Origin of the sequence: Pseudomonas sp. G11, from assembly GCF_029457515.1 — a bacterium.
Taxonomy (GTDB): Bacteria; Pseudomonadota; Gammaproteobacteria; order Pseudomonadales; family Pseudomonadaceae; genus Aquipseudomonas; species Aquipseudomonas gorinensis.
This window is the reverse complement of sequence record NZ_CP120377.1, coordinates 7261648-7286020: the sequence shown is the minus strand read 5'-3', so window position 1 is coordinate 7286020 and position 24373 is coordinate 7261648. Positions and strand designations below refer to the sequence as shown.

The window sequence follows — 24373 nt, the reverse complement described above, 5'->3', positions numbered from 1 at the left end:
GCTACCCCTGGATGGAACCCGCCAACTCGAAAATCGGCATGTACAACATGAACACGATCAAGCCGATCAGCCCGCCCACCACCAGCATCAGCAGGGGCTCGAAGACCTTGCTGAACAGCTCGATGGCGCGTTCCAGCGCTTCATCGTGGAACTGCGCGATACGCTCGCACATGGCCGCCAGCTCGCCGCTCTGCTCACCCACGCGCAACAGGCGCTCGGCGACGGCGGTGGTCAGTTGGTGGCGGGCCAGCGAAGTGGACAGGGGCTGGCCGGCCTGGATATCGGTCAGGGCCTGGTGCAGGTCGGCTTGACGCTCGACGGGCAGCAGCGCGCCGGACAATTGCACGGCCGTGACCACTGGCATCCCACCCATCAGCAGCATGCCGGCGGTGCGATAAAACCGCGCGAGCACGAACAACGTGCGCTGGGCGCCCAGGCTGGGGATTTTCCAGAACAGGCTGGCGGCGCGACGTTTGAAACCGGCACTGCGAAACAGCAACGCCAGCCCGGCCATTGCCAGCACTAGGCCAAGCAGCAGCTCCATGCCGCGCGCCTCCACCAACGCGCCCCACCACACCATGAAGCGCGCCGTCGCTGGCAGGTCGGCGACCGCGTCGAACACCGAGGCAAAACGCGGGATCACGAAAAACAGCAGGAACAACAGGATCAACGCGCCCACGCTGAGCACCACCAAGGGGTACATCAGGGCGCCGCTGACGCGTTTTTTCACGGTTTCCAGGTGCGCCTCGAAATGGTGGTAGCGGCGCAGGGCGACGGCCAACTGGCCGCTGTGTTCCGAGGACGCCACGGTGGCGATCAACAGCGAAGGAAAGGTCTGTGGCTTGAGCTGCATCGCCTTGGACAGCGAGTTGCCTTCGTACATGGACGCGAGCAGATCGCTCATGACCTGCCGGTTGATGCCCTGGGGGGCTTTGTCGCGCAGGGTTTCCACGGCTTCCACCAGCACCAGGCCGGCATCGAGCAGCACCACCAGTTCCTGGATAAACAGGCCCAGGGCGAACCGGGTGCGGCGGCTGGGCAGTTTGAGTGGGCGGCGGGCTTTCAACGAAATGACCTGGGCGCCGTCGGCCTGCAGTTGCTGGCGTGCCTGGGCGATATCGAGGGCTTGCAGGCGCAGGGACTGCAAATGGCCGTCGCGGATGATGCGCGCGTCGATGTCGATCATGGTGATTGCCTGGCCAGTTGCTGGCGTTGCTGCAACAACTCGGAGTAGTAGCGCCATACCGCCAGGGCATAGCGTGAACGCTGCGCTTGTCGATCCGCCTTGGCCCCCGCGTTATAGGCACCGATCGCCTGCCAGCCGTAACCCTGCTCGCGGATAAAACCGGCAAGGATCCATGCGCCGACCATCACACTGGTGCAGGGCTGGGTGAGCAGGTGCTGTTCGGAGATGCCGAATCGAGCCAGTGCGGGCAAGTGGCGGCTGTTGATTTGCATCAGGCCGATGTCCTGGCTGCCGTCGCTGTTGATATTGCGCGCGCTGGGGTTGAGGCCGGATTCGACCTTGGCGATGGCGTACAGCAAGAGGGGGTCGACGTGGTAGCGGCTGGCTGCCAGCTGCCAGCAGTCGGCCTCGGCGACGCCGGAAAGGCACAGCAACGTCAGGGCGATTCGTAGTGTGTGCATGGTGGGTCACAAGCCGTACACGATGTCGGCGTAGGTGTTCACGCCACCGGCCTTGCCGTCGCGCCCCAAGGAGATGATTTCTGCATCGTTGGGCGGTGTACCGGGATTCTTGTAGAGATAAGGGTTGCCCCAGGGGTCTGGCGGCAACACTTTCAAATAGGGGCCTTGCCAATTGTTCGCGTTGGCGGGGCGTGTGGTGAGCGCATTCAAGCCGAGTGTTTCGTCCGGGTAATTGCCGTTGTCCAGGCGGTACTGGTTCAGGGCATCGGCGAGGGACTTCATTTGGCCTTGGGCGGTCTGGACCTTGGCCAGTTCCAGGCGATCAAACATCTTCGGGCCGACGTAGCCGGCAAGCAGGGCGATGATCAGCAGGACGACCAGCAACTCCAGCAACGTGAAGCCGCGAGCGGGGCTGTGGATAAAGGTGCGAGTGCGCATGGAGAGATACCCTGTTGGGAGTGCCAAGGTACGGCGGTTGTGTGTAACTCTCCCGGCCCGCTGTTTGGCGGGCACCGCCGGTAGGACTTCATATGTTCTATAACGCTGGGTCTTGTGACACTTAGTCTCTTCGCGGTTTTTGCATGGGTTCAATTATAGCGTTGATAAATATAGGGGGACGGGGATTTGGCTATAACCTTTGGCTCTTATATTGGGCCGGTGAATGAATAACGCCTATAAAAACGCCGCATAAGGTATGCGGCGCTGAATGAATCAAGCAGGCGGCTTAATGGTTATAGCTTGTCCCAAGCGTTTACCCAATTGCCATTTGCGTGCCCCGGTTCATACGCTGGAAGTGAGCACCAACCGGTTGCCGGCCAAGGTTTGCATTCATAGTTGCTGCCATTATGGGACACCTTGTCTCCGGCCTTGTAATTGGTCCCCGGCACATACGCAGGGTATTCCCCTCCACCGCTGCCGGGGTTGACCGTAACCGTAGTCGTTGCTCGGTCATTTTTATAGTTGCTGCCGTCATATACCGTCAGGCTGATATTGACGGTGGTGGTTTTATCCACCGTTGGCGCAGTGAACGTGGCTGTCGATTCATGAAAGTTACCGCCGAGGAAGTCGTTGTCCCACTGCCACCGGATTGGACCGTTGTTGTAAAACTTGGAGTTTCTGCCGTTCATGGTGAACGTGTCACCTGATTTAACGGGCGCGTGGGAGTCGATCACGGCTTCAGGTGCGCGTGGATCGATCGGCTTTTCGCCGCCTGGGATAATGGCCATCGCCTTGGAGTAACCCTTGGCCGTTGTGAACACAGAGTTGACGCTCGGATCAGTTGGGTTGAACACAATGTTACTACCCTGTTTTTCCCCAACTTTGGCGATGCTTGGATTGATTTGGTCCGCCAACTGCCGGCCCCATATTTTGGGGTCCAGGTTGCTTGGGGTAATGGGGAGGGTGATGTCTACGACTTCTTTGGCTTGCGGTGTGTTGTCCAGGATACGGAAGTGCACGGAATCACCGGCTTTGAGCTCGTTCATGACAGCATCGATGAATTGACCCAGATCCACCCATGGTGCCGGGACTCCACCCCCTGCAATGTTGATATCGCTGCAGTTATAGAAACCCTCGCCTGCCGGATCGATACGCTGCCACTGAACGAACAGGGTCGCTTTGCCTATTTGCCCCGAGGGGATAGGTACCGGGAACTTGAAATACCCGGAGGAAGGTAGCGCAGGAGGATTGCTGCCCCAGTTGGTTTGGGCCGTGGGCAGTTGTTCGGTGTGAATAAGGACCAAGTCATTCCAGGTCAACGGTGATCGGGTCGGATCAAAACCAGGTCTTGTCAGGAACACTTTCGCAAAGCTGGGAACGTGCGGCGCTGTACCGATGATGCGAACGTCGATCATGCCATTGGAGGGAACGACGTCGGTCCGATACCAATCATCTGACACAATGTTCAGGCCGTCTTTTTTTATATCTGCCGCCGCGCAAAGCGTGCCGTCTGGCACTTCTCTTTTAACCGTTTCCGGATCGTTATAACCGGGCTCCTTGATCAAATGCGCCACTTCGTTCCACTGCTGGCCTGGATACTGACCACTTTTCTTGGCTAAGGCAGCGCAACCGGCATCGCTGGGGTTGCCCGACCAGAAATCCGGGAGCGTTCTGCAGTAGACCTGGCGTGATATGGGCTGATCCACCGCGCCATGTGCCCAACTCAAGGCCGGCGCCAGACACAGCGCCGCCAATGTCCATGTGCAAAGTCTTTTCGCGTAGTTATTCATGTTCGAATCCACCTTCAATTCAGATAAACAAGTTCCGAACTGCTGGAACGATCAGTTGTGTGAGTGCATTGGCATCATCGGGTCGTCTGATCTCCCATGGGAGTGGTGCGGGTTGCGGGGTTACTCTGTCCAGGACCGTACAGAAACACCCACCCTTGATAACTACCTTGCCCTGTAAAACTCTGATCCTTGACTGAAAAATTACCTTGTTTGAACGGCGTGCCCTTGGCCTTGCTGAACACCCCCATGATGGTTTCGCCGGGGCCCGCCACCACGCCCCATTCGGTGCTGCCGCTCAGCGGGTCGGCATAGACCCGGCGCAGGTAGCGCTTGACGGTCGGTTGGCGGCGGTCGACCACCAGGTCATCGAGGGATTTCGGAAAGGTGTGGCCGGCGCTGTAATACAGGCCGATCGCGCGGCGGATTTCATTCCCCCGCGCCAGCAGCTCCAGCTCGCGCTCACGCTGCAACACGCTGGCCGTGAGCGTGCCCACTTCCATCAACATCACGGCCACCACCGCTACCGTCACCAACATGCCCATGAACACCGAACCGTGTTGACGCTGTTTACCAATCCGCATAGGCGCTCCCGTCATTCGCATTGCCGGGGGCGCCACTGCGCACATCGCCCAGGCCTTGTTCGTCGGAAGGTTGCAATTGCCAGGTATCGCGCTTGCCGGTCAGCGGGTCGAGGGGGATTTCGCGCAGGTAGCGGCGGTCCACCAGGGCTTGCAGGGACTCGGGATTGGCACCGTGGTCTTCGCGGTATTGGTCGAGTGCCTGGCGGATGGAAGACAGGTTGTGGCGCAGCACGGTTTCCTGGGCCTTGGCGTGCTGGCGGAAGTACTGGGGGGTCACCAGGGTCATGAGGGTGGCGATAATGGCCATGACCACCAGCAGTTCAATCAGGGTAAAACCCCGATTACCACTGGCTGTATAACGTTCCATTCAAACTCTCCCGTGTGCTGCGGGATGAAACGTCAAAGACATCTTTCCCCTCTTGTGGGTTATCGGCGCTGCTCTGGTAGCTGCGCAGTTGCCAGGTTTGGGCAGGCGACAGTTCGGGACACTCGCAGACGGGGTCGCGGGGAATGCGGCGCAGGAAGAAGAGTTTCTTGCCTTTGAGGTCGGTCTGGTCGGTGACCCCCTCGACCAAGGCTTGCAAGGTGGGTGGATAGCCGCTGTCGCCGATACTTTTTTGAATACGGCCGTCGTCGGCGGCCTCTTTGTAGGAATCAATCGCGCGGCGTATTTCCCGCAACGACCGTTGCAAGTCCAGTTCTCGATCGCGTTTACCCATCAACGCCGTCAGCGGATAAGCCACTGTCGACAACGTGGCCAGCAAGGCCAGCGTCAGTAGCAATTCAATCAGCGTAAAACCTTTAGCGCAGTGATGGCTGGGAGGCCCCTGCCACATCACTGTTCAACCTCCCTCTAACCCGCCAAGGACTTCAGCACTAACCCAGGCCAATGGACGTAACTGCAAGGGTGAGTGTAGATGAAGTTTTAAACAGAGTGTTTTTTGTACAACTGGCGGATAAACGGTGGTTACCCACAATGGCTGTGCACGTGGCTGTGGATAAGGTGTTCGCGGTTGTCCACAGGCCACGTAAAATCACGCCTGTAGCGCGCTGTATGAAAAGTGATCACCCTAAGTTACGGTTTTTACGGGGATTTTAGTGTGGATAAGGCCGCTGCCTGCGGTCGACTTGCCCCCAAAGTCTGTTGGCGGTTCTGTGGATAAGATGTTCGCTATCGGCTACGGGCCAGGTAATACGTGGCTTTGCCAGTCTTGGTTAAATATTGATCGATTGTGTGTTTTTGCGCCTGTAAAAGGCTGAAAGCCCCTATTTATCGCGTCTTGCAGCAGTTTTCCACAGAAGGCGTGAAGTTGCCCCCAAAGTCTGTTGGCGGTTCTGTGGATAAGGTGTTTGCGTTCAGCTACAGGCCATAGGCGACGGGCCTTTCAGGGTGTTGGTCGAAAAGTGATCAATGGGCGGCGAAACCCGGTGATCTGAATAAGTCACGGATTTTCTTCGGTTTATTTTGCGGAGTGGGTGCAGTTGCCCACAATTGCTGTGGGTGGCTTTGTGGATAAGTTGTTGGGCAAAGGCTGGAGGGCAGGCTGGCAGTGGTCTGCGAGAGATTTGATCAAATATTAAGCAGTAGGGGGCAAGTGTGGGAGGGGGCAATCCCCCTCCCACATTTTTGAGCGGTGGGTATCGGTTATTCGTGTGCAGCCACGCCCTTGAGGTAAGGCGCCGGCGCCGCGCCCAGGTTGCTCAACATGCGCTCGCTGTACCAATCCACAAAGTTCACCACGCCGAACTCATAGGTCTTGGAGTACGGGCCCGGCTGGTAGGCGCTGGAGTTGATGCCGCGCTGGTTCTCCTCGGCCAGGCGACGGTCCTGGTCGTTGGTGGCGTCCCACACCTGGCGCATGCGTTCCACGTCGTAGTCCACGCCTTCCACGGCGTCCTTGTGCACCAGCCACTTGGTGGTGACCATGGTTTCCTGGGCGCTGATCGGCCACACGGTGAACACGATGATGTGATCGCCCATGCAGTGGTTCCACGAGTGCGGCAGGTGCAGGATGCGCATCGAGCCCAGGTCCGGGTTCTTGATGCGGCCCATCAGCTTTGCGCAGCCCTGCTTGCCGTCCATGGTCATGGACACGGTGCCCTTGAGCAGTGGCATGCGCACGATACGGTTGCGCAGGCCGAAGCTGGCGTGGGCGTAAGGGATCTTCTCGGCGTCCCAGGCAGCGGCGGAGGCGGCCACGTGGTCCTTGAAGGCCTGGTCGGCGCGCGGGTCGGTGACGTCGTCCCACTCCAGCAGGGTTTTCAGCAGTTCCGGGTGCGACGCGTTGCAGTGGTAGCACTCGCGGTTGTTTTCCAGCACCAGTTTCCAGTTGGCCTTTTCCATCAAGGTGGTTTGCACCGCCACCTTGGTGTTCTCCATGTCGTAGGGTTCCATGTAGTGGTTCAGGGTCGACAGGAAATCATCGATGGCCGGCGGGTTCTCGGCCAGGCTGATAAAGATATAACCGCCGGCGGTCTTCACGTTCACCGGCTTCAAGCCGTACTGCTTCATGTCGAAGTCGGCGCCCATCTCGGTGCCGGCGAACAGCAGGCGCCCGTCCAGTTCGTAGGTCCATTGGTGGTAGTGGCAGACCAGCTTGGCCACCTTGCCCTTGTCGCTGGTGCACAGGCGCGAACCGCGGTGGCGGCAGACGTTGTGGAACGCGTGCACCACGCCTTCGGCGCCACGGATCACGATGATCGGGTTCTTGCCCACTTGCAGGGTCAGGTAGTTGCCCTTGGTGGGGATCTCGCAGGTCATGCCGGCGATCAACCACTCTTTCTGGAAGATCTCCTGCATGTCGATATCAAACAGCCGGTCATCAGAGTAGAACGGCTGTGGCAGCGAAAACGTGCGCTCGCGCTCTTGCAGCATCTGCGCGGTGGCCTTGCGTGCGGGTTCCAGCGGATCGCCCAAGCTTAAGGTTGCGGTGACGTCCATCGTGTGTGTCCTCATGGCCATTCTGTGTGGCCGGCGAATAGTGGCTGATCAGGTGTGCAGCAAGGCGTAAAGAAAGCGTCGTTGTTGGGAGCGAGTGTGGGGCTGCTGATGCGGCGAACCTTATCCATGAGCGACATGGCCCACTCTGATCCCGACGCGCAAGCCCCGTGGTATGGGAGCTGGTCGCGATAAGTATGTGAATGTCGCAGATAGGTAAGTGGGCGGTTCTCGCGTTACGCAGAATCGCCACCATAAGGCCGACCTCGGCGGTGGAGAACAACATGTCCAATAATTTCCTGAATCCGGTAACCACCCAGACCTGGGCCAATGGTCGGCACATTGTCCGTTGCGTCAAAGTCATCCAGGAAACCTGGGACGTGCGCACCTTCTGCTTCATGGCCGACCAGCCGATCCTGTTCTTTTTTAAGCCGGGGCAGTTCGTCACCCTGGAGCTGGAAATCGACGGCCAGCCGATCATGCGCTCCTACACCATTTCCAGTTCGCCGTCGGTGCCCTACAGCTTCTCGGTGACCATCAAGCGCGTGCCGGGCGGCAAGGTCTCCAATTGGCTGCACGACACCCTGCATGAGGGCCAGGAGCTGGCGGTGCACGGGCCGGTCGGGCTGTTCAATGCCATCGACTTCCCCAGCCCGAAAGTGCTGTACCTCAGTGGCGGCGTGGGGATTACCCCGGTGATGTCCATGGCCCGCTGGTTCTACGACACCAACGCCAACGTCGACATGACGTTTATCCACAGCGCCCGCTCGCCCAAAGACATCATCTACCACCGCGAGCTGGAGCATATGGCGTCGCGGATCGATAACTTCAGCCTGCACCTGATCTGCGAGAAACACGGGTTGGGTGAGCCTTGGGCGGGTTATCGCGGTTATCTGAACCACAAGATGCTGGAACTGATGGTGCCGGACTTCCTGGAGCGCGAAGTGTTCTGCTGCGGGCCGACGCCGTATATGAACGCGGTGAAGCGCCTGCTGGAAGTGGCCGGTTTCGACATGGCGCGGTATCACGAGGAGTCCTTTGGCGCTACGCCGCCGGAAGCGCGGGCGGATGCCGTGGAGCAGGCCGAACAAGCCGCCGATGCGCCGGAAATCGATCTGGCAGACCTGCACCAAGTGGAATTCATTGCCTCGGGCAAGAGCATTCGCGTGGCCCCGGGTGAAACCGTGCATGCGGCGGCCGCCAAGCTGGGCCTGTTGATCCCGAAAGCCTGCGGCATGGGGATCTGCGGCACATGCAAGGTGCTGAAGCTGGGTGGCGAGGTCGAGATGGACCACAACGGCGGGATCACCGAGGAGGACGAAGCCGAAGGCTACATCCTGTCGTGCTGCAGTGTGCCGAAGGGCGATGTGCGCATCGAGTTCTGAGACTCAGTACAGCCCCGGCCGACGATCCCGATGAACATGGTTGTGGTCGCTGATTGACTTGTTCCTGGCCTGTGCCAGTGGCAGGTCGGCCACCCATTGTTGTTCCATCGGCTGGGAGGCTGCTCCGGCCAGCGGGTAGCCATCGGCGTCGACGATGACCGAACCGCCTACCCAATTGACGCCACGTTCTTCGCCATAACGGTCGCACGCAGCGATGAACATGCGGTTGACCGCCGCATTGGCCTGGACCCGCACGATCTCTGCCGGCCGTTCACCCACGGGGCGCGGGCCGTCCGGCCAGTTCACCGGGGCGCAGAGCAGGTCGGCTTCCGCCAGTGCTGCCAGGCGTACCCACTCCGGCAGTTCCAGGTCGTAGCAGATCATCATGCCGATCCGCCCGACGGCGGTGTCGACCACCGGAGGCGGCGCATCACCGGCGGTGAAGATCAGTTTTTCGCGGTCCCACAGGTGCGCCTTGCGATACACCGTCACCCGCCCGCTGGGCTCTACCAGCGCGGCACTGTTGGCAACGCGTCCCGCGCTCAGGCGCTCGCAGAAGCCTGCGACGATGATGATCCCCAGCGCTTGCGCGAGGCTTTTCCACAGGCTCAGGGTCGGACCGTCGCGTGTCTCGGAGGCCTCGTGGGCTTCCTCCAGGTCCGTGAACATGTAGCCGCTCTGAACCAGCTCAGGCAGGACGATCACCTGCGCATTAAGGCTGGCCGCTGCGCGAATCGAGCGCTCGGTCAGCGTCCGGTTGTAGTGGGTATCGCCGATACGCGGCGCCAGTTGATGACAAACCACGCGTAGCAGGGTCACGACAGGTCTCCTTCCAACGCTCGCTCACTGGCTTGCACGGCCCGCGCTTCGGCGGCGTGGTCGAGGTGGCGGCTCATCATGCAGTAGACCATTGCCGAGACCGCCAGGCCGACGACGAACGCAACATCCGCGCCGCCCAGCATCACGCTGATCGGTCCTTGATAAAAACCCAGCGACATAAACGGAATCATTGCCGCCAGGCCGAGGAAATAGGCAATGAGCCCGGCGCTCGACCAGCGCCCATAGATACCGGCCGGGTTGAAAATGTCGCTGATTGCGTAGTGCCCTTTTCGTATGGCATAGAAATCTGCGAGGTTGACGGCTGTCCAGGGCACCAGGAAATACAGCATCAAGAGGACGAAGGTGTTGAAGCTGTTCAGGTAGCTCTCGGGGATGCTCAAGGCAATCACAAAAATCACCGCGGCCACCAGGCTGATCCCAACGATGCGGCTCCTGATCCGCGGCTTGATCGGTACAAAACCGTCAATGGCACTGATCCCGGTGAGCATCGCGCCGTAGCAGTTGACCGCCATGATGCCGACCAGCGCGGGTACTGCGATCAACACGGTAAAGGTGCCAAACCCCGGAAGCAGTTGGTTGCCCACGGCCTGTACGCTGCCGATGGCGTCGGGCGAGGGCAGCGCCGAGGCGAGGAAGGCCCCCAGCGACATCAGCCACAGCGCCGAGCCGGCGGCCCCCAGGTAGGTCCAGAAGATGACGCTGCGCGACGGCGTGTTATGCGGCAGGTAGCGCGAGTAATCCGAGACGTAGACGGCGTAGCTGATCTGGTAACCCGCTGCGGCTGAAAGCTGGATCAGAAAGGCCGACCAGGAAAAATGTGCGTCGACCACCGCGGTGTCGGCCTGCAGGTACATCACGGCGGCGACCGTGAGGACCGCGAACACGCTGATCATCACGTAGGTCAGCCAGCGTTGCACAGTGTGCAGGAGGTCGTGGCCGATCACGGCGATCACCACTGCCAGGATGATCATCAAGGCGTACCACGGTGCACGGTTGCCGGGCAGCACGGTATTGATGGCGTCGGTCGCCAGGATCACGTTGAACACGTTAAAGCCGATGTACACGAACACCACGGCGATAAAGGGCACGATGGCCCCGCGCAGGCCGAACTGTGCCCGCGACTGGATCATCTGCGGCAACCCCATGCGCGGCCCCTGGTTGGCATGGAACGCCATGGCAAACGTGCCCAGGCCCACGCCGATGACTATCGCCAGGATCGCGTACACCAGGCTCAGCCCCAAGGCTGCGCCGGTAAACCCGGTGACCAGGGTGGTCAGTACGAAGTTACCGGTGAACCAGAACGGCGCCTGATGCCAGACCTTGCCGTGGCGCTCATTGCGCGGCACGTAGTCAATGGAACGGGTTTCGATTTTCAGCGTGGCGGAGGGCGGGGCAGCCGATCGGTTGGAGGGCGCGTTCATAGGCATCACGGTCTGTTTTTATTAAGTGAGGCTACGAAGAGTCTTGTAACTAAAAAGACAATTGAATCGCTATTCGCAAATAATCACTTCACGAATTTCTGAACTGATTGCCTGAAGCCTGCTGACACAAGGCCTGTATGACGCATCAGTTTTTTATTCCCAAGTGATATAGAGACATTTCCTACAACTAACTACGCTGAGCATCTCAGCCGTCGTATTCGCCCTTCGCATTGAAGCAGTAGGTGGACGTCCTCATTTCATGCCAAGGATGATGACCATGTCTGCTATTCCCTCTCGCAGTAAAGGTGCAGCGCGTTTGCTTGCCAACGATGTCACTGCACTGATTCCAGACTTTCCTTTTCATTACGCCCGGTTTCTTGAGACGGCCGCCAGTCAGGGCACGCCGCTGGCGCGGGTATCCCACCTGGCGTATGGCAGCCAGGTATTGATCGTCGGGGGCGGGGTCGCCGGCCTGGTGACGGCCTATGAAGTCATGCGCATGGGGTTGCACCCGGTGGTGGTAGAGGCCAGTGACCGCATCGGTGGGCGACTGTATTCCCATGTGGCAGGTAATCCGCAAGATCCGGATAACAGCGTCATCTGCGAGCTGGGCGCCATGCGCTTTCCTGTTTCAGGCAAGGCGTTGATGCACTATTTCAACAAAGTTGGCATGACGGCCCGTTCGACCGATTTTCCCAATCCGGGGTCGGCGTTTACCCCCAGTACGGTCGTCGACTATCAGCAGCAACAGGTCTATTACGAACGCGATAACCTGCCGCCTGATTACGCTGAGATCGAGGATAAGTTATTCAACGTGTTTCTTGAGCAGAACCCGATCAAGTTCACTGAGATGGAAACGGCAATGTCCGAGGGCAGCCTGGATCAAGCCAAGATCAAAGCCCTGTGGAACGCGATCCTTGATGCGGGTTGGGACAACCTCAGTTTTTTTGCTGCGATGGTCGAGCAGGCGGGTTGGAGCCGCGAAGATATCGATCTGTTCGGCCAGATCGGCTTCGGCACAGGCGGTTGGAACACCGATTACCCGAACTGCTTCCTGGAGGTGTTACGGGTGCTGTATACCGGGCTGGATACCAACCACAAGCTGATGTACGACGGCTCCAGTGAGCTGCCAAACCGACTTTGGACGCGTGCCCCGGAGACTTTTGGCGACGCTATGGTTCATTGGCCTGCGGGTACCACCGTCCGAGGCCTGACCACCCAGGTCATCGCTCAGCCTTTGAAGCAGGAAGTGCGGCAGATCCTGCGGCGGCCGGATGGCAAATTCGACGTGTGGGTGTTTGATCATCATCTGGCAGGCGAGCGCCAATACACCTTTCCTGCCGTGGTCTACACCCCTCAAAAGCGGATCCTCGATAAATTCCGTTATATGGACGGCGCTGCCCGCTTCAATCAGATGAATGACCTGTTATCCCCCAAGGAATGGGAAGCGGTGATGTACACCCATTACATGCAGTCGGCAAAAATCTTCGCGCAAACCAAACGACCGTTCTGGACCGACGTGGGCGTGGATTTGCAGCACAAGATGAGCGTGACGTTGTCGGACCGAATCACCCGTGGCACCTACCTGCTGGACTATGGCCGCAGCGAAGGGCCTCACAGAGGCAGTGGCATGTTTTTGTCTTACACCTGGAATGACGACAGCCTCAAATTCCTGGGTGATCGCAGTGCGCCGCTGCCGTCTCATGTGCAGTTATGCACAAGCTTGCTGGATAGCGTGTACGCCCCTCATCAGTTGAACCTGGCGGCTGAGTTCGGCATGACCAATCCCTTTGTCGAGATCAACTGGGAAGAGCAGCCGTTTTTCCTGTGCGCGTTCAAAATGAACCTGCCGGGACAATACGAGTACCAGCGCTTGCTGTTTTCCCAGTTCATGAACGGTGTGTCGAGTGGGCAACCCGATGGGTTCATTCTCGCCGGGGACGATGTTTCCTGGACGGGGGGCTGGGCGGAAGGGGCGGTAACGACGGCCTTGAACGCCGTAAATAAACTGGCGGTGCACTTCAACGGTGGGACCTTGCTCACCAACCGCGGCCCCATTGATGAATGGCAAGCGCTTCAGCCCAAAGCCTTGTGAGCATAGGTGTGTGAGTGAGGTGCGGGAGCGATAGGCGCGCAAGTGGCTCCAGCTGCGCGTCGCAGGTCATGAGGCTGCGACGCGGGCTTGCGCGGCCGTCGTTTCAGGCACCCATGACTTCGCGAATATCCGCCGCCAGTTCGCGCACGCGTTCTTCTTCGGTATCCCACGCACACATGAACCGTGCGCCGCCTTTGCCGATAAAGGTGTAGAAGCGCCAGCCCTTGGCCGTCAACGCTGCAATCGCCGGTTCCGACAGTTGCAGGAACACGCCGTTGGCCTGCACCGGGAACATCAACTCCACGCCGGGAATATCCGCCACCAGGCTGCTGAGCAACTGCGCGCAGTGGTTGGCGTGGCGTGCGTGTTTGAGCCAGGCGTCGTTTTCCAGCAGGCCCACCCAGGGGGCGGAGAGGAAGCGCATCTTCGAGGCCAGTTGGCCGGCCTGTTTGCAGCGGTAGTCGAAGTCTTCGGCCAGCTTGTGGTTGAAGAACAGGATGGCTTCACCCACGGCCATGCCGTTCTTGGTGCCGCCGAAGCACAACACGTCCACCCCGGCTTTCCAGGTCAGGTCGGCGGGTGAGCAGCCGAGAAACGCACAGGCGTTGGAAAAGCGCGCGCCGTCCATGTGCAGGTTCAGGCCGAGTTCCTTACAGGTGGCGCTGATGGCGCGGATTTCTTCCGGGGTGTAGACGCTGCCGACTTCCGTCGCCTGGGTCAGGGTCACTACGCGCGGTTTGGGGTAATGGATGTCCTGGCGCTTGAGGGCGATCTCGCGGATCGATTCCGGGGTCAGCTTGCCGTTTTCAGTGCGGGCAGTGAGCAGTTTCGAGCCGTTGGAGAAAAACTCCGGTGCGCCGCACTCGTCGGTTTCGACGTGGGCGGTTTCCGAGCAAATCACGCTATGGTAGCTCTGGCACAGCGAAGACAGCGCCAGGGAGTTGGCGGCGGTGCCGTTGAAGGCGAAGAACACTTCGCAGTCGGTTTCGAACAGGTTACGGAAACCGTCGGCGGCGCGGTGGGTCCATTCATCGTCGCCATAGGCGCGCTGGTGGCCGTGGTTGGCTTGTTCCATGGCGGCCCAGGCTTCCGGGCAGATGCCGGAATAGTTGTCGCTGGCGAATTGCTGGCTCTTGTCGGTCATGGCCCATTCCTGTGGTCGATGTTGGTGCGCACTTTAACCAAGATTGTCGGGCGTGCGCACGCACTGTAAATGCAAAGTCACTGGGGAATTATGCACGGTACTGAAACGATGGCTGTCGGACGTGTCCGTGATGGCGCTTTGGATTTGCTCAAGTGGCTGGCGCTGCTGTGCATGGTGCTCGATCACCTGCGCTACGTCGGCCTGAGCCTGGATGGCCTGTATGTACCAGGGCGCCTGGCGTTCCCGTGGTTTTGCCTGGCGATTGCGGCGAATCTGCATCGGGTCAGGAACGCACCCGTGACCGGCCAGTGGCGCTACCTGGGTTGGTTGTTGCTGTTCAGTGTGATCAGCGAAGTGCCGTACCGGATGTTTATCGACGATGCCGATACGTTGAATGTGCTGCCGACCCTGGCCTTGGGGTTGCTGGTTGCCCGAGGATGGCAGCAGAAGGCGCTGGTTGATCGAGGATTGGCGCTGATCGCTGTCACGATAGCCGCGGTATTTTCGACGCAGTTAATGTTCGGTTTCTTTGGTGTATTGCTGCCACTGGCGATGCTGCTGGTGTTTCGCAGGCCTTGGTATTTCAGCCTGTTGCCGGGCCTGGTGTGCGTGGCCGCCAACCAATGGCAGATCCTGCTCGATAGCGGCACGCCGGTGGCGCTGATGGGGTTGGCGGCGTGCCTGATTGCGCCGTTGGCGGGATTGGTCCTGTTGCGACATGCCCGCAGCGCCTCGCCGCCAGCCATGCGCCGCTGGGCCTATTCCCTCTATCCCCTGCATTTCCTGCTGCTGCTACTCGTCCGCAAGATCATCGCCTGACCTCCTGTAGGAGCGAGCTTGCTCGCGAAAAACGTCAACGATTATGCGGATTGCCTGAATGAATACCGCGCCCTCAGGTTTTTCGCGAGCAAGCTCGCTCCTACAGGGGCCAGGGTCATTTGCAGGCAATGTCGTAAACGCACCTTTGCGTGGCGTCCGTAGGCATTTGACCTGCCTGCGCCAGCCCTACCATCGCATCAAAGGGCTATGCCACCGTGCACGGGCCTCAACAATACGAAAGGCTGGGAGAGACGCGATGTTCAGCAAGAAAGACCAGATCCAGGGTTATGACGATGCACTGCTGGCGGCGATGAATGCCGAGGAGCAACGTCAGGAAGATCATATCGAGCTGATCGCGTCGGAGAACTACACCAGCAAGCGCGTCATGGAAGCCCAGGGCAGCGGCCTCACCAACAAATACGCCGAAGGCTACCCAGGCAAGCGCTACTACGGTGGTTGCGAGCACGTGGACAAGGTCGAGGCCCTGGCCATCGAGCGCGCCAAGCAGCTGTTCGGCGCCGATTACGCCAACGTACAGCCGCACTCCGGCTCCTCCGCCAATAGTGCGGTTTACCTGGCGCTGTTGAACGCCGGCGACACCATTCTCGGCATGAGCCTGGCCCACGGCGGCCACCTGACCCACGGCGCCAAAGTGTCGTCCTCGGGCAAGCTGTACAACGCCGTGCAGTACGGCATCAACACCGACACCGGCCTGATCGACTACGACGAAGTCGAGCGCCTGGCCGTAGAACACAAACCGAAGATGGTAGTGGCCGGTTTCTCCGCCTACTCCAAGACCCTGGATTTCCCACGTTTTCGCGCGATCGCCGACAAGGTCGGGGCGCTGCTGTTCGTCGACATGGCCCACGTTGCTGGCCTGGTCGCCGCTGGCCTGTACCCGAACCCGCTGCCGTACGCCGATGTGGTCACCACCACCACCCACAAGACCCTGCGCGGTCCCCGTGGCGGTTTGATCCTGGCCAAGGCCAACGAAGAAATCGAGAAGAAACTCAACGCTGCCGTATTCCCCGGCGCCCAGGGTGGCCCGCTGATGCATGTGATCGCCGGCAAGGCGGTGTGCTTCAAGGAAGCCCAGGAGCCAGGCTTCAAGGCCTACCAGCAACAAGTGATCGACAATGCCCAGGCCATGGCCAGCGTGTTTATCAAACGCGGCTACGATGTAGTGTCCGGCGGCACCGATAACCACCTGTTCCTGGTCAGCCTGATCCGTCAGGGCCTCACCGGCAAAGAGGCGGACGCCGCCCTCGGTCGCGCCCACATCACCGTCAACAAGAACGCCGTACCGAACGACCCGCAGTCGCCGTTCGTGACCTCGGGCCTGCGCATCGGCACCCCGGCGGTGACCACGCGTGGTTTCAAGGTGCCGCAGTGCATCGAGCTGGCCGGCTGGATCTGCGACATCCTCGATAACCTCGGCGACGCCGACGTCGAGGCCAACGTGGCCAAGCACGTGTCTGCCCTGTGCGCTGATTTCCCGGTTTATCGCTGAGCGCGGTTTTGGAGTAATGACTATGCAACGCTACTCGGGCTTCGGCCTCTTCAAGCACTCACTCAGCCACCACGAAAACTGGCAGAAGATGTGGCGCACGCCGACCCCTAAAAAGGTCTACGACGTGGTCATCGTCGGCGGCGGCGGGCATGGTCTGGCAACCGCCTACTACCTGGCCAAAGAGCACGGCATCACCAACGTGGCCGTGGTCGAGAAAGGCTGGCTGGGCGGCGGTAACACCGCGCGCAACACCACCATCGTGCGCTCCAACTACCTGTGGGACGAGTCGGCGCACCTGTACGAACACGCGATGAAACTGTGGGAAGGCCTGTCCCAGGACCTGAACTACAACGTGATGTTCTCCCAGCGTGGCGTCTACAACCTGTGCCACACCCTGCAGGACATCCGTGATTCCGAACGTCGCGTCAGCGCCAACCGCCTTAACGGCGTGGATGGCGAGTTGCTGAATGCCAAGCAAGTGGCCGACGAGATTCCGTACCTGGATTGCTCGAAAAACACGCGCTACCCGGTACTCGGCGCCACCGTGCAACGTCGCGGCGGCGTGGCCCGTCACGATGCCGTGGCCTGGGGCTTTGCCCGTGCGGCCGACGCCCTCGGCGTGGACTTGATCCAGCAGACCGAAGTGATCGGCTTCCGCAAGGAAAACGGCGTGTGCATCGGCGTGGAAACCAACAAGGGTTTTATCGGCGCCAAGCGCGTCGGTGTGGTCACCGCGGGTAACTCCGGGCACATGGCGTCCCTCGCCGGCTTCCGTTTGCCGATCGAATCCCACCCGCTGCAAGCGTTGGTGTCGGAGCCGATCAAGCCGATTATCGACAGCGTGATCATGTCCAACGCCGTGCACGGTTACATCAGCCAGTCCGACAAGGGCGACCTGGTGATCGGCGCCGGTATCGACGGTTACAACGGCTACGGCCAGCGCGGCTCGTACCCGGTGATCGAACACACCATCCAGGCCATCGTCGAGATGTTCCCGGTGCTGTCGCGGGTGCGCATGAACCGCCAGTGGGGCGGTATCGTCGACACCACCCCGGATGCCTGCCCGATCATCTCCAAGACCCCGGTGCCGAACATGTTCTTCAACTGCGGTTGGGGTACCGGTGGCTTCAAGGCCACCCCAGGCTCAGGCAACGTGTTTGCCGCCAGCCTGGCCAAAGGTGAGATGCACCCATTGGCTGCACCTTTCTCCATCGACCGTTTCCACAACGGTGCGTTGATCGACGAACACGGCGCTGCGGCCGTCGCCCACTAACAGGAGAAATTCCCTATGTTGCATATCTTCTGTCCTCACTGTGGCGAACTGCGCTCCGAAGAGGAATTCCACGCGTCCGGCCAAGCGCACATCCCGCGCCCGCTGGACCCGAACGCCTGCACCGATGAAGAGTGGGGCGACTACATGTTCTTCCGCGATAACCCGCGTGGGTTGCACCACGAACTGTGGATTCACGCCGCCGGTTGCCGCCAGTATTTCAACGCGACCCGCGACACCGTGACCTACGAAATTCTTGAAACCTACAAGATTGGCAGCAAGCCGCAATTCACCGCCAAGGCTTCTGGAGAGAAGGTATGAGCCAGATCAATCGCCTGTCCAACGGTGGCCGGATCGACCGTAACAAAGTCCTGACCTTCAGCTTCAACGGCCAGAGCTACAAAGGCTTCGAAGGCGACACCCTGGCCGCTGCATTGCTGGCCAACGGCGTCGACATCATCGGCCGCAGCTTCAAGTATTCGCGCCCACGCGGCATCTTTGCCGCCGGGGCCGAAGAGCCGAACGCGGTGCTGCAGATCGGTGCCACCGAAGCCACCCAGATTCCCAACGTGCGTGCTACGCAACAGGCGCTGTACCAGGGGTTGGTTGCCACCAGCACCAACGGCTGGCCGAGCGTGAACAACGACATGATGGGCATTCTTGGCAAGGTCGGCGGCAAGCTGATGCCGCCGGGTTTCTACTACAAAACCTTCATGTACCCGCAATCGTTCTGGATGACCTACGAGAAGTACATCCGCAAGGCTGCCGGCCTTGGCCGCTCGCCGACCGAGAACGATCCGGACACCTACGACAACTTCAACCGTCATTGCGACGTGCTGGTGGTCGGCGCCGGCCCTGCTGGCCTGGCGGCTGCACTGGCCGCCGCGCGCAGCGGTGCCCGCGTGATCATCGCCGATGAGCAGGAAGAGTTCGGCGGTTCCTTGCTCGACTCCCGCGAAAGCCTCGACGGCAAGCCCGCCACGGAATGGGTCGCCAGCGTTATCGCCGAACTGAAAGCCCTGCCGGACGTGGTGCTGCTGCCCCGCGCCACCGTCAACGGTTACCACGACCATAACTTCCTGACCATTCACGAGCGCCTGACCGACCATCTCGGTGACCGTGCACCGATTGGCCAGGTGCGCCAGCGCATCCACCGTGTGCGTGCCAAGCGTGTGGTCCTGGCGACCGGTGCGTGTGAGCGTCCGCTGGTGTACGGCAACAACGATGTACCGGGCAATATGCTCGCCGGCGCGGTCTCCACCTACGTGCGCCGCTACGGCGTGGCACCGGGCAAGAAACTGGTGCTGTCGACCAACAACGATCACGCCTACCGCGTTGCCCTGGACTGGTTCGACGCTGGCCTGCAGGTGGTCGCCGTGGCCGATGCCCGTCACAACCCACGTGGCGCGCTGGTGGAAGAAGCGCGCGCCAAAGGCATTCGTATCCTCACTGGCAGCGCCGTGATCGAGGCCCGTGGCAGTAAGCACGTCACCGCCGCTCGGGTGGCTGCCATCGATGTGAAAGCCCACAAAGTCACCAGCCCCGGCGAGTGGCTGGACTGCGACCTGGTGGCCAGCTCCGGCGGCTACAGCCCGGTGGTCCACTTGGCCTCGCACCTGGGCGGCAAACCGACCTGGCGTGAAGACATCCTCGGTTTTGTACCGGGCGAAGCCCCGCAGAAACGCGTGTGCGTCGGTGGCATCAATGGCGTCTACGGCCTTGGCGATTCCCTGGCGGACGGTTTCGAAGGCGGCGTGCGCGCGGCCAGCGAAGCCGGCTTTACCCCGGTGGAAGGCACGTTGCCCAAAGCCTTGAGCCGTCTTGAAGAGCCGACCCTGGCGCTGTTCCAAGTGCCTCACGAGAAAGCTACCGCACGGGCACCGAAGCAATTTGTCGACCTGCAAAACGACGTCACCGCCGCCGCCATCGAGCTTGCTACCCGCGAGGGTTTCGAGTCGGTCGAGCACGTCAAGCGCTACACCGCGCTGGGTTTCGGCACCGACCAGGGCAAGCTGGGTAACGTCAACGGCCTGGCGATTGCCGCGCGCTCGCTGAACGTGACCATTCCGCAGATGGGCACCACCATGTTCCGTCCCAACTACACGCCGGTGACCTTCGGCGCGGTAGCGGGCCGTCACTGTGGGCATATCTTCGAGCCGGTGCGCTACACCGCGTTGCACGCCTGGCACGTTAAAAACGGCGCCGAATTTGAAGATGTCGGCCAGTGGAAACGCCCATGGTACTTCCCACGCAATGGCGAAGACCTGCACGCCGCCGTGAAACGTGAATGCCTGGCCGTGCGCGACAGCGTCGGCCTGCTGGATGCCTCCACCCTCGGCAAGATCGACATCCAGGGCCCGGATGCGCGTGAGTTCCTCAACCGCATCTACAGCAACGCCTGGACCAAGCTCGACGTGGGCAAGGCGCGCTATGGCCTGATGTGCAAGGAAGACGGCATGGTCTTCGATGACGGCGTCACCGCCTGCCTTGCCGACAACCACTTCCTGATGACCACCACCACCGGCGGCGCGGCTCGCGTACTCCAGTGGCTGGAAATCTACCAGCAGACCGAATGGCCGGACCTGAAGGTGTACTTCACCTCGGTCACCGACCACTGGGCGACCATGACCCTGTCCGGCCCCAACAGCCGCAAGCTGTTGGCGGAAGTCACCGACATCGACCTGGACAAGGACGGCTTCCCGTTCATGACCTGGAAGGAAGGCTTGGTTGGCGGTGTGCCGGCGCGGGTGTTCCGTATCTCGTTTACCGGTGAGTTGTCGTACGAAGTCAACGTGCAGGCCGACTACGCCATGGGCGTGCTGGAGCAAATCGTCGAGGCGGGCAAAAAGTACAACCTGACCCCGTACGGCACCGAAACCATGCACGTACTGCGTGCCGAGAAAGGTTTCATCATCGTTGGCCAGGACACTGACGGCTCGATGACCCCGGACGACCTGAACATGGGCTGGTGCGTAGGCCGCACCAAACCGTTCTCGTGGATCGGCTGGCGCGGCATGAACCGTGAAGACTGCGTGCGCGAAGAGCGTAAGCAACTGGTGGGCTTGAAGCCGGTCGATCCAAAAGTGTGGCTGCCGGAAGGCGCGCAGTTGGTGTTCGATCCGAAGCAGGCGATTCCGATGAAGATGGTTGGCCACGTCACCTCCAGCTATGCGCATAACTCCCTGGGTTATTCGTTTGCGATGGCGGTGGTCAAGGGCGGCTTGAAGCGTATCGGTGAGCGGGTGTTCTCGCCGCAAGCGGATGGCAGTGTGATCGAGGCGGAGATCGTGTCTTCGGTGTTCTTTGACCCGAAAGGCGAGCGGCAGAACATCTGATAGACCGGGTCGCCTGCATCGCAGGCGAGCCCCCTCCCACAGGGAATGCATTCCAAATGTGGGAGGGGGCTTGCCCCCGATGAGGCCAGAACAGTCACCACAGAATTCAAAACAGGTGCTTTATGACAGCAGCCAATGTTTACCAACAACGCCCCACCACCGGCGCCAAGGCCGAGTCGTCGCTGCACCATGCCGACCTCGCCAGCCTGGTCGGCAAGGGCCGCAAGAACGCCGGCGTGACCGTGCGTGAAAAGAAACTGCTCGGCCACCTGACCATCCGTGGCGACGGCCATGACGCCGCCTTCGCCGCTGGCGTACACAAAGCCCTGGGCATCGAGTTGCCTGGCGCCCTGCAGGTCATCGTCAAAGGCGAAACCAGCTTGCAATGGCTCGGCCCGGATGAGTGGCTGCTGGTCGTGCCCAGCGGTGAAGAATTCGCCGCCGAACAAAACCTGCGTGCTGCGCTGGGCGACCTGCATATCCAGGTCGTCAACGTCAGCGGCGGCCAGCAGATCCTCGAACTGAGCGGCCCGAACGTGCGTGATGTGCTGATGAAGTCCACCAGCTACGACGTGCACCCCAATAACTTCCCGGTGGGCAAGGCGGTGGGCACGGTGTTCGCCAAGTCGCAACTGGTGATCCGCCATACCGCTGAAGACACCTGGGAGCTGGTGATCCGTCGCAGCTTCTCGGATTACTGGTGGCTGTGGTTGCAGGACGCCTCGGCTGAATTCGGCCTGAGCGTTCAAGCCTGATATGACCCTGTAGGAGCGAGCTTGCTCGCGAAAAACGTCAACGATAACGCGCGCATCCTGAATGAACGCGGCGCCCTTGGATTTTTCGCCAGCAAGCTCGCTCCTACAGTCAGCAGCATCGCTGTATGAGGAGTTAACTGTAATGAGCCGCGCACCCGATACATGGATTTTGACTGCCGACTGCCCCAGCGTGCTCGGCACGGTGGACGCGGTCACCCGCTACCTGTTCGAGCAGGGCTGTTATGTGACCGAGCACCACTCGTTCGATGACCGCCTCTCGGGCCGATTTTTTATTCGCGTGGAATTCCGTCAGCCCGACGGTTTCGACGAGCAGGCGTTTCGCGCCGGCCTGGCCACGCGCGGCGAAGCCTTTGGCATGATCTTCGAGCTGACGGCGCCGAACTACCGGCCAAAAGTGGTGATCATGGTCTCCAAGGCCGATCACTGCCTGAACGATCTGCTGTACCGCCAGCGGATCGGCCAACTGTCGATGGACGTGGTCGCGGTGGTGTCCAACCACCCTGATTTGAAACCGTTGGCCGACTGGCACCAGATTCCCTACTACCATTTCCCTCTCGACCCGAACGACAAACCGTCCCAGGAGCGTCAGGTGTGGCAAGTGATCGAAGAGACCGGCGCCGAACTGGTGATCCTTGCGCGCTACATGCAAGTGCTGTCGCCGGAGCTGTGCCGCAAGCTGGATGGCAAGGCGATCAATATCCATCACTCCTTGTTGCCGGGGTTCAAGGGCGCCAAGCCGTATCACCAGGCGTACAACAAGGGGGTGAAATTGGTCGGCGCCACGGCGCATTACATCAACAACGATCTGGACGAAGGGCCGATCATCGCCCAGGGCGTGGAGGTGGTGGATCACAGCCACTATCCCGAGGATTTGATTGCCAAGGGGCGCGATATCGAAGGGCTTACCTTGGCCCGGGCGGTGGGGTATCACATTGAGCGGCGGGTGTTTCTGAACGCCAATAGGACGGTGGTGCTCTGACTGACGCCAATCGGGGGCAAGCCCTCTCCCACATTTGGAATGCGGTCGAATGTGGGAGAGGGCTTGCCCCCGATGAGGCCCTCACAAACAACACAAGAAACAGCATCTGTACCCGAGCACTCAACGCGCTGCCCACCCTACGGGCAACGCAGTTCCATAAAAACAACAGCGAGGTGAAAGCATGTCTGGTAATCGTGGTGTCGTGTATCTCGGCAACGGCAAGGTCGAAGTACAGAAAATCGACTATCCCAAAATGCAGGACCCCCGTGGCAGGAAGATTGAGCACGGCGTCATCCTGCGCGTGGTCTCCACCAACATCTGCGGCTCCGACCAACACATGGTGCGTGGCCGCACGACTGCCCAGACCGGCCTGGTGCTCGGTCACGAGATCACCGGTGAAGTGATCGAGAAGGGCAGTGACGTCGAAAACCTGAAGATCGGCGACCTGGTTTCCGTTCCCTTCAACGTCGCCTGCGGCCGCTGCCGCTCCTGCAAAGAACAACACACCGGTGTGTGCCTCACCGTCAACCCGGCCCGTGCCGGCGGCGCCTATGGCTACGTCGACATGGGCGACTGGACCGGTGGCCAGGCTGAATACGTACTGGTGCCCTACGCCGACTTCAACCTGCTGAAACTGCCGGACCGCGACAAGGCCATGGAGAAAATCCGCGACCTGACCTGCCTCTCCGACATCCTGCCCACCGGCTACCACGGCGCCGTCACCGCCGGCGTGGGGCCAGGCAGCACGGTGTACATCGCCGGTGCCGGTCCTGTCGGCCTGGCTGCCGCCGCCTCCGCGCGCCTGCTGGGGGCGGCGGTGGTGATCATCGGCGACGTCAACTCTATCCGCCTGGCCCACGCCAAGGCGCAAGGGTTTGAAGTGGTCGACCTGTCCACCGACACCCCGCTGCACGAACAGATCGCCGCCCTGCTGGGTGAGCCTGAAGTGGACTGTGCCGTTGACTGCGTGGGCTTCGAAGCCCGCGGCCACGGGCACGACGGCGTCAAGCACGAAGCCCCTGCCACGGTGCTCAACTCACTGATGGGCGTGGTGCGCGTGGCGGGCAAGATCGGCATTCCCGGCCTGTATGTCACCGAAGACCCAGGTGCTGTCGACGCTGCCGCAAAAATGGGCAGCCTGAGCATCCGCTTCGGTTTGGGCTGGGCCAAATCCCACAGCTTCCATACCGGCCAGACCCCGGTGATGAAGTACAACCGCCAGCTGATGCAGGCGATCATGTGGGACCGCATTCACATCGCCGACATCGTGGGGGTTGAAGTCATCAGCCTGGATGACGCCCCGCGTGGGTATGGCGAGTTCGATGCGGGCGTGCCGAAGAAGTTTGTGATTGATCCGCATAAGTTGTTCAGCGCGGCATAAATCCCAGGCATACGAAAACCCAAA

General features: G+C 60.5%; 21 protein-coding genes. 10 read left to right on the top strand and 11 right to left on the bottom strand.

Going from position 1 to position 24373, the window contains the following annotated elements; translation table 11 throughout:
• Position 1: 1 nt before the first annotated feature.
• From P2T68_RS33610 to gbcA, 8 genes are all read right to left on the bottom strand, one after another.
• Complete coding sequence (locus tag P2T68_RS33610; RefSeq protein ID WP_277378836.1) at positions 2–1186, bottom strand: type II secretion system F family protein; 1185 nt, start codon at positions 1184–1186, stop codon at positions 2–4.
• On the bottom strand, positions 1183–1647 hold the full coding sequence (locus tag P2T68_RS33605) for a transglycosylase SLT domain-containing protein (RefSeq protein WP_024077796.1): 465 nt from the start codon (positions 1645–1647) through the stop codon (positions 1183–1185). Before P2T68_RS33605 ends, P2T68_RS33610 begins: the two co-directional genes overlap by 4 nt.
• 6 nt (positions 1648–1653) lie before the next feature.
• Positions 1654–2085 carry a type II secretion system major pseudopilin GspG gene (gene gspG / locus P2T68_RS33600; RefSeq protein WP_069077120.1) on the bottom strand — a complete coding sequence of 144 codons (432 nt, stop codon included), beginning with the start codon at positions 2083–2085 and terminating at the stop codon, positions 1654–1656.
• Positions 2086–2378: 293 nt separating this feature from the next.
• Positions 2379–3875: a lytic polysaccharide monooxygenase gene (locus tag P2T68_RS33595; RefSeq protein WP_024077794.1), complete on the bottom strand. Its 1497-nt coding sequence runs from the start codon at positions 3873–3875 to the stop codon at positions 2379–2381.
• 74 nt (positions 3876–3949) lie between these two features.
• On the bottom strand, positions 3950–4456 hold the full coding sequence (locus P2T68_RS33590) for a type II secretion system protein (protein ID WP_277378835.1): 507 nt from the start codon (positions 4454–4456) through the stop codon (positions 3950–3952).
• Entirely contained in the window at positions 4443–4823 is a 381-nt protein-coding gene (locus tag P2T68_RS33585; RefSeq protein ID WP_024077792.1) for a prepilin-type N-terminal cleavage/methylation domain-containing protein, read from the bottom strand. Before P2T68_RS33585 ends, P2T68_RS33590 begins: the two co-directional genes overlap by 14 nt.
• The gene (locus P2T68_RS33580) at positions 4798–5292 is read right to left on the bottom strand and encodes a type II secretion system protein (RefSeq protein WP_069077121.1); all 495 of its coding nucleotides are present in this window, start codon (positions 5290–5292) and stop codon (positions 4798–4800) included. Before P2T68_RS33580 ends, P2T68_RS33585 begins: the two co-directional genes overlap by 26 nt.
• 809 nt (positions 5293–6101) lie before the next feature.
• Complete coding sequence (gene gbcA / locus P2T68_RS33575) at positions 6102–7397, bottom strand: glycine-betaine demethylase subunit GbcA (protein ID WP_024077790.1); 1296 nt, start codon at positions 7395–7397, stop codon at positions 6102–6104.
• Between the two features lie 281 nt (positions 7398–7678).
• Between gbcA and gbcB the strand changes: the two genes are divergently transcribed.
• On the top strand, positions 7679–8779 hold the full coding sequence (gene gbcB / locus P2T68_RS33570) for a glycine-betaine demethylase subunit GbcB (protein WP_024077789.1): 1101 nt from the start codon (positions 7679–7681) through the stop codon (positions 8777–8779).
• A gap of 3 nt (positions 8780–8782) precedes the next feature.
• Here gbcB and P2T68_RS33565 read toward each other — a convergent pair whose 3' ends face one another.
• Positions 8783–9598 carry a nitrilase-related carbon-nitrogen hydrolase gene (locus P2T68_RS33565; RefSeq protein WP_277378834.1) on the bottom strand — a complete coding sequence of 272 codons (816 nt, stop codon included), beginning with the start codon at positions 9596–9598 and terminating at the stop codon, positions 8783–8785.
• Complete coding sequence (locus P2T68_RS33560) at positions 9595–11040, bottom strand: cytosine permease (RefSeq protein ID WP_277378833.1); 1446 nt, start codon at positions 11038–11040, stop codon at positions 9595–9597. Before P2T68_RS33560 ends, P2T68_RS33565 begins: the two co-directional genes overlap by 4 nt.
• Positions 11041–11317: 277 nt before the next feature.
• On the opposite strand from P2T68_RS33560, the gene P2T68_RS33555 reads away from it, so the two are divergent.
• On the top strand, positions 11318–13135 hold the full coding sequence (locus tag P2T68_RS33555; protein WP_024077786.1) for an NAD(P)/FAD-dependent oxidoreductase: 1818 nt from the start codon (positions 11318–11320) through the stop codon (positions 13133–13135).
• Between the two features lie 103 nt (positions 13136–13238).
• Here the strand turns inward: P2T68_RS33555 and P2T68_RS33550 are convergent, their stop codons facing one another.
• Entirely contained in the window at positions 13239–14279 is a 1041-nt protein-coding gene (locus P2T68_RS33550) for a low specificity L-threonine aldolase (RefSeq protein ID WP_003176549.1), read from the bottom strand.
• Positions 14280–14369: 90 nt separating this feature from the next.
• On the opposite strand from P2T68_RS33550, the gene P2T68_RS33545 reads away from it, so the two are divergent.
• The 8 genes from P2T68_RS33545 (at position 14370) to fdhA (ending at position 24349) form a co-directional block, all read left to right on the top strand.
• A complete protein-coding gene (locus tag P2T68_RS33545; protein WP_069077123.1) occupies positions 14370–15098 on the top strand; it encodes a TraX family protein in 729 nt (242 codons plus the stop codon).
• A 256-nt stretch (positions 15099–15354) separates the two neighbouring features.
• Positions 15355–16608: a serine hydroxymethyltransferase gene (gene glyA / locus P2T68_RS33540; protein WP_024077784.1), complete on the top strand. Its 1254-nt coding sequence runs from the start codon at positions 15355–15357 to the stop codon at positions 16606–16608.
• A 22-nt stretch (positions 16609–16630) separates the two neighbouring features.
• Complete coding sequence (locus P2T68_RS33535; protein WP_010207084.1) at positions 16631–17881, top strand: sarcosine oxidase subunit beta; 1251 nt, start codon at positions 16631–16633, stop codon at positions 17879–17881.
• Positions 17882–17896: 15 nt separating this feature from the next.
• Positions 17897–18199: a sarcosine oxidase subunit delta gene (locus tag P2T68_RS33530; protein WP_024077783.1), complete on the top strand. Its 303-nt coding sequence runs from the start codon at positions 17897–17899 to the stop codon at positions 18197–18199.
• Positions 18196–21213 (top strand): sarcosine oxidase subunit alpha, encoded by a 3018-nt coding sequence (locus tag P2T68_RS33525; RefSeq protein WP_024077782.1) that lies wholly within the window; start codon positions 18196–18198, stop codon positions 21211–21213. The genes P2T68_RS33530 and P2T68_RS33525 overlap by 4 nt, the downstream gene beginning before the upstream one ends.
• 122 nt (positions 21214–21335) lie before the next feature.
• Positions 21336–21968 (top strand): sarcosine oxidase subunit gamma family protein, encoded by a 633-nt coding sequence (soxG, locus tag P2T68_RS33520; RefSeq protein ID WP_024077781.1) that lies wholly within the window; start codon positions 21336–21338, stop codon positions 21966–21968.
• A 142-nt stretch (positions 21969–22110) separates the two neighbouring features.
• A complete protein-coding gene (purU, locus tag P2T68_RS33515; RefSeq protein ID WP_024077780.1) occupies positions 22111–22968 on the top strand; it encodes a formyltetrahydrofolate deformylase in 858 nt (285 codons plus the stop codon).
• Between the two features lie 181 nt (positions 22969–23149).
• Positions 23150–24349, top strand: coding sequence for a formaldehyde dehydrogenase, glutathione-independent (fdhA, locus tag P2T68_RS33510; RefSeq protein WP_017847873.1), 1200 nt, complete (start codon positions 23150–23152; stop codon positions 24347–24349).
• The last annotated feature ends 24 nt before the right edge of the window (positions 24350–24373 follow it).

Bases quoted from the DNA above. Each gene is read 5' to 3' on its own strand.
- P2T68_RS33610 (WP_277378836.1), bottom strand. From the start codon at position 1,186: ATGATCGACATCGACGCGCGCATCATCCGCGACGGCCATTTGCAGTCC.
- P2T68_RS33605 (WP_024077796.1), bottom strand. From the start codon at position 1,647: ATGCACACACTACGAATCGCCCTGACGTTGCTGTGCCTTTCCGGCGTC.
- gspG (WP_069077120.1), bottom strand. From the start codon at position 2,085: ATGCGCACTCGCACCTTTATCCACAGCCCCGCTCGCGGCTTCACGTTG.
- P2T68_RS33595 (WP_024077794.1), bottom strand. From the start codon at position 3,875: ATGAATAACTACGCGAAAAGACTTTGCACATGGACATTGGCGGCGCTG.
- P2T68_RS33590 (WP_277378835.1), bottom strand. From the start codon at position 4,456: ATGCGGATTGGTAAACAGCGTCAACACGGTTCGGTGTTCATGGGCATG.
- P2T68_RS33585 (WP_024077792.1), bottom strand. From the start codon at position 4,823: ATGGAACGTTATACAGCCAGTGGTAATCGGGGTTTTACCCTGATTGAA.
- P2T68_RS33580 (WP_069077121.1), bottom strand. From the start codon at position 5,292: ATGTGGCAGGGGCCTCCCAGCCATCACTGCGCTAAAGGTTTTACGCTG.
- gbcA (WP_024077790.1), bottom strand. From the start codon at position 7,397: ATGGACGTCACCGCAACCTTAAGCTTGGGCGATCCGCTGGAACCCGCA.
- gbcB (WP_024077789.1), top strand. From the start codon at position 7,679: ATGTCCAATAATTTCCTGAATCCGGTAACCACCCAGACCTGGGCCAAT.
- P2T68_RS33560 (WP_277378833.1), bottom strand. From the start codon at position 11,040: ATGAACGCGCCCTCCAACCGATCGGCTGCCCCGCCCTCCGCCACGCTG.
- P2T68_RS33555 (WP_024077786.1), top strand. From the start codon at position 11,318: ATGTCTGCTATTCCCTCTCGCAGTAAAGGTGCAGCGCGTTTGCTTGCC.
- P2T68_RS33550 (WP_003176549.1), bottom strand. From the start codon at position 14,279: ATGACCGACAAGAGCCAGCAATTCGCCAGCGACAACTATTCCGGCATC.
- P2T68_RS33545 (WP_069077123.1), top strand. From the start codon at position 14,370: ATGCACGGTACTGAAACGATGGCTGTCGGACGTGTCCGTGATGGCGCT.
- glyA (WP_024077784.1), top strand. From the start codon at position 15,355: ATGTTCAGCAAGAAAGACCAGATCCAGGGTTATGACGATGCACTGCTG.
- P2T68_RS33535 (WP_010207084.1), top strand. From the start codon at position 16,631: ATGCAACGCTACTCGGGCTTCGGCCTCTTCAAGCACTCACTCAGCCAC.
- P2T68_RS33530 (WP_024077783.1), top strand. From the start codon at position 17,897: ATGTTGCATATCTTCTGTCCTCACTGTGGCGAACTGCGCTCCGAAGAG.
- P2T68_RS33525 (WP_024077782.1), top strand. From the start codon at position 18,196: ATGAGCCAGATCAATCGCCTGTCCAACGGTGGCCGGATCGACCGTAAC.
- soxG (WP_024077781.1), top strand. From the start codon at position 21,336: ATGACAGCAGCCAATGTTTACCAACAACGCCCCACCACCGGCGCCAAG.
- purU (WP_024077780.1), top strand. From the start codon at position 22,111: ATGAGCCGCGCACCCGATACATGGATTTTGACTGCCGACTGCCCCAGC.
- fdhA (WP_017847873.1), top strand. From the start codon at position 23,150: ATGTCTGGTAATCGTGGTGTCGTGTATCTCGGCAACGGCAAGGTCGAA.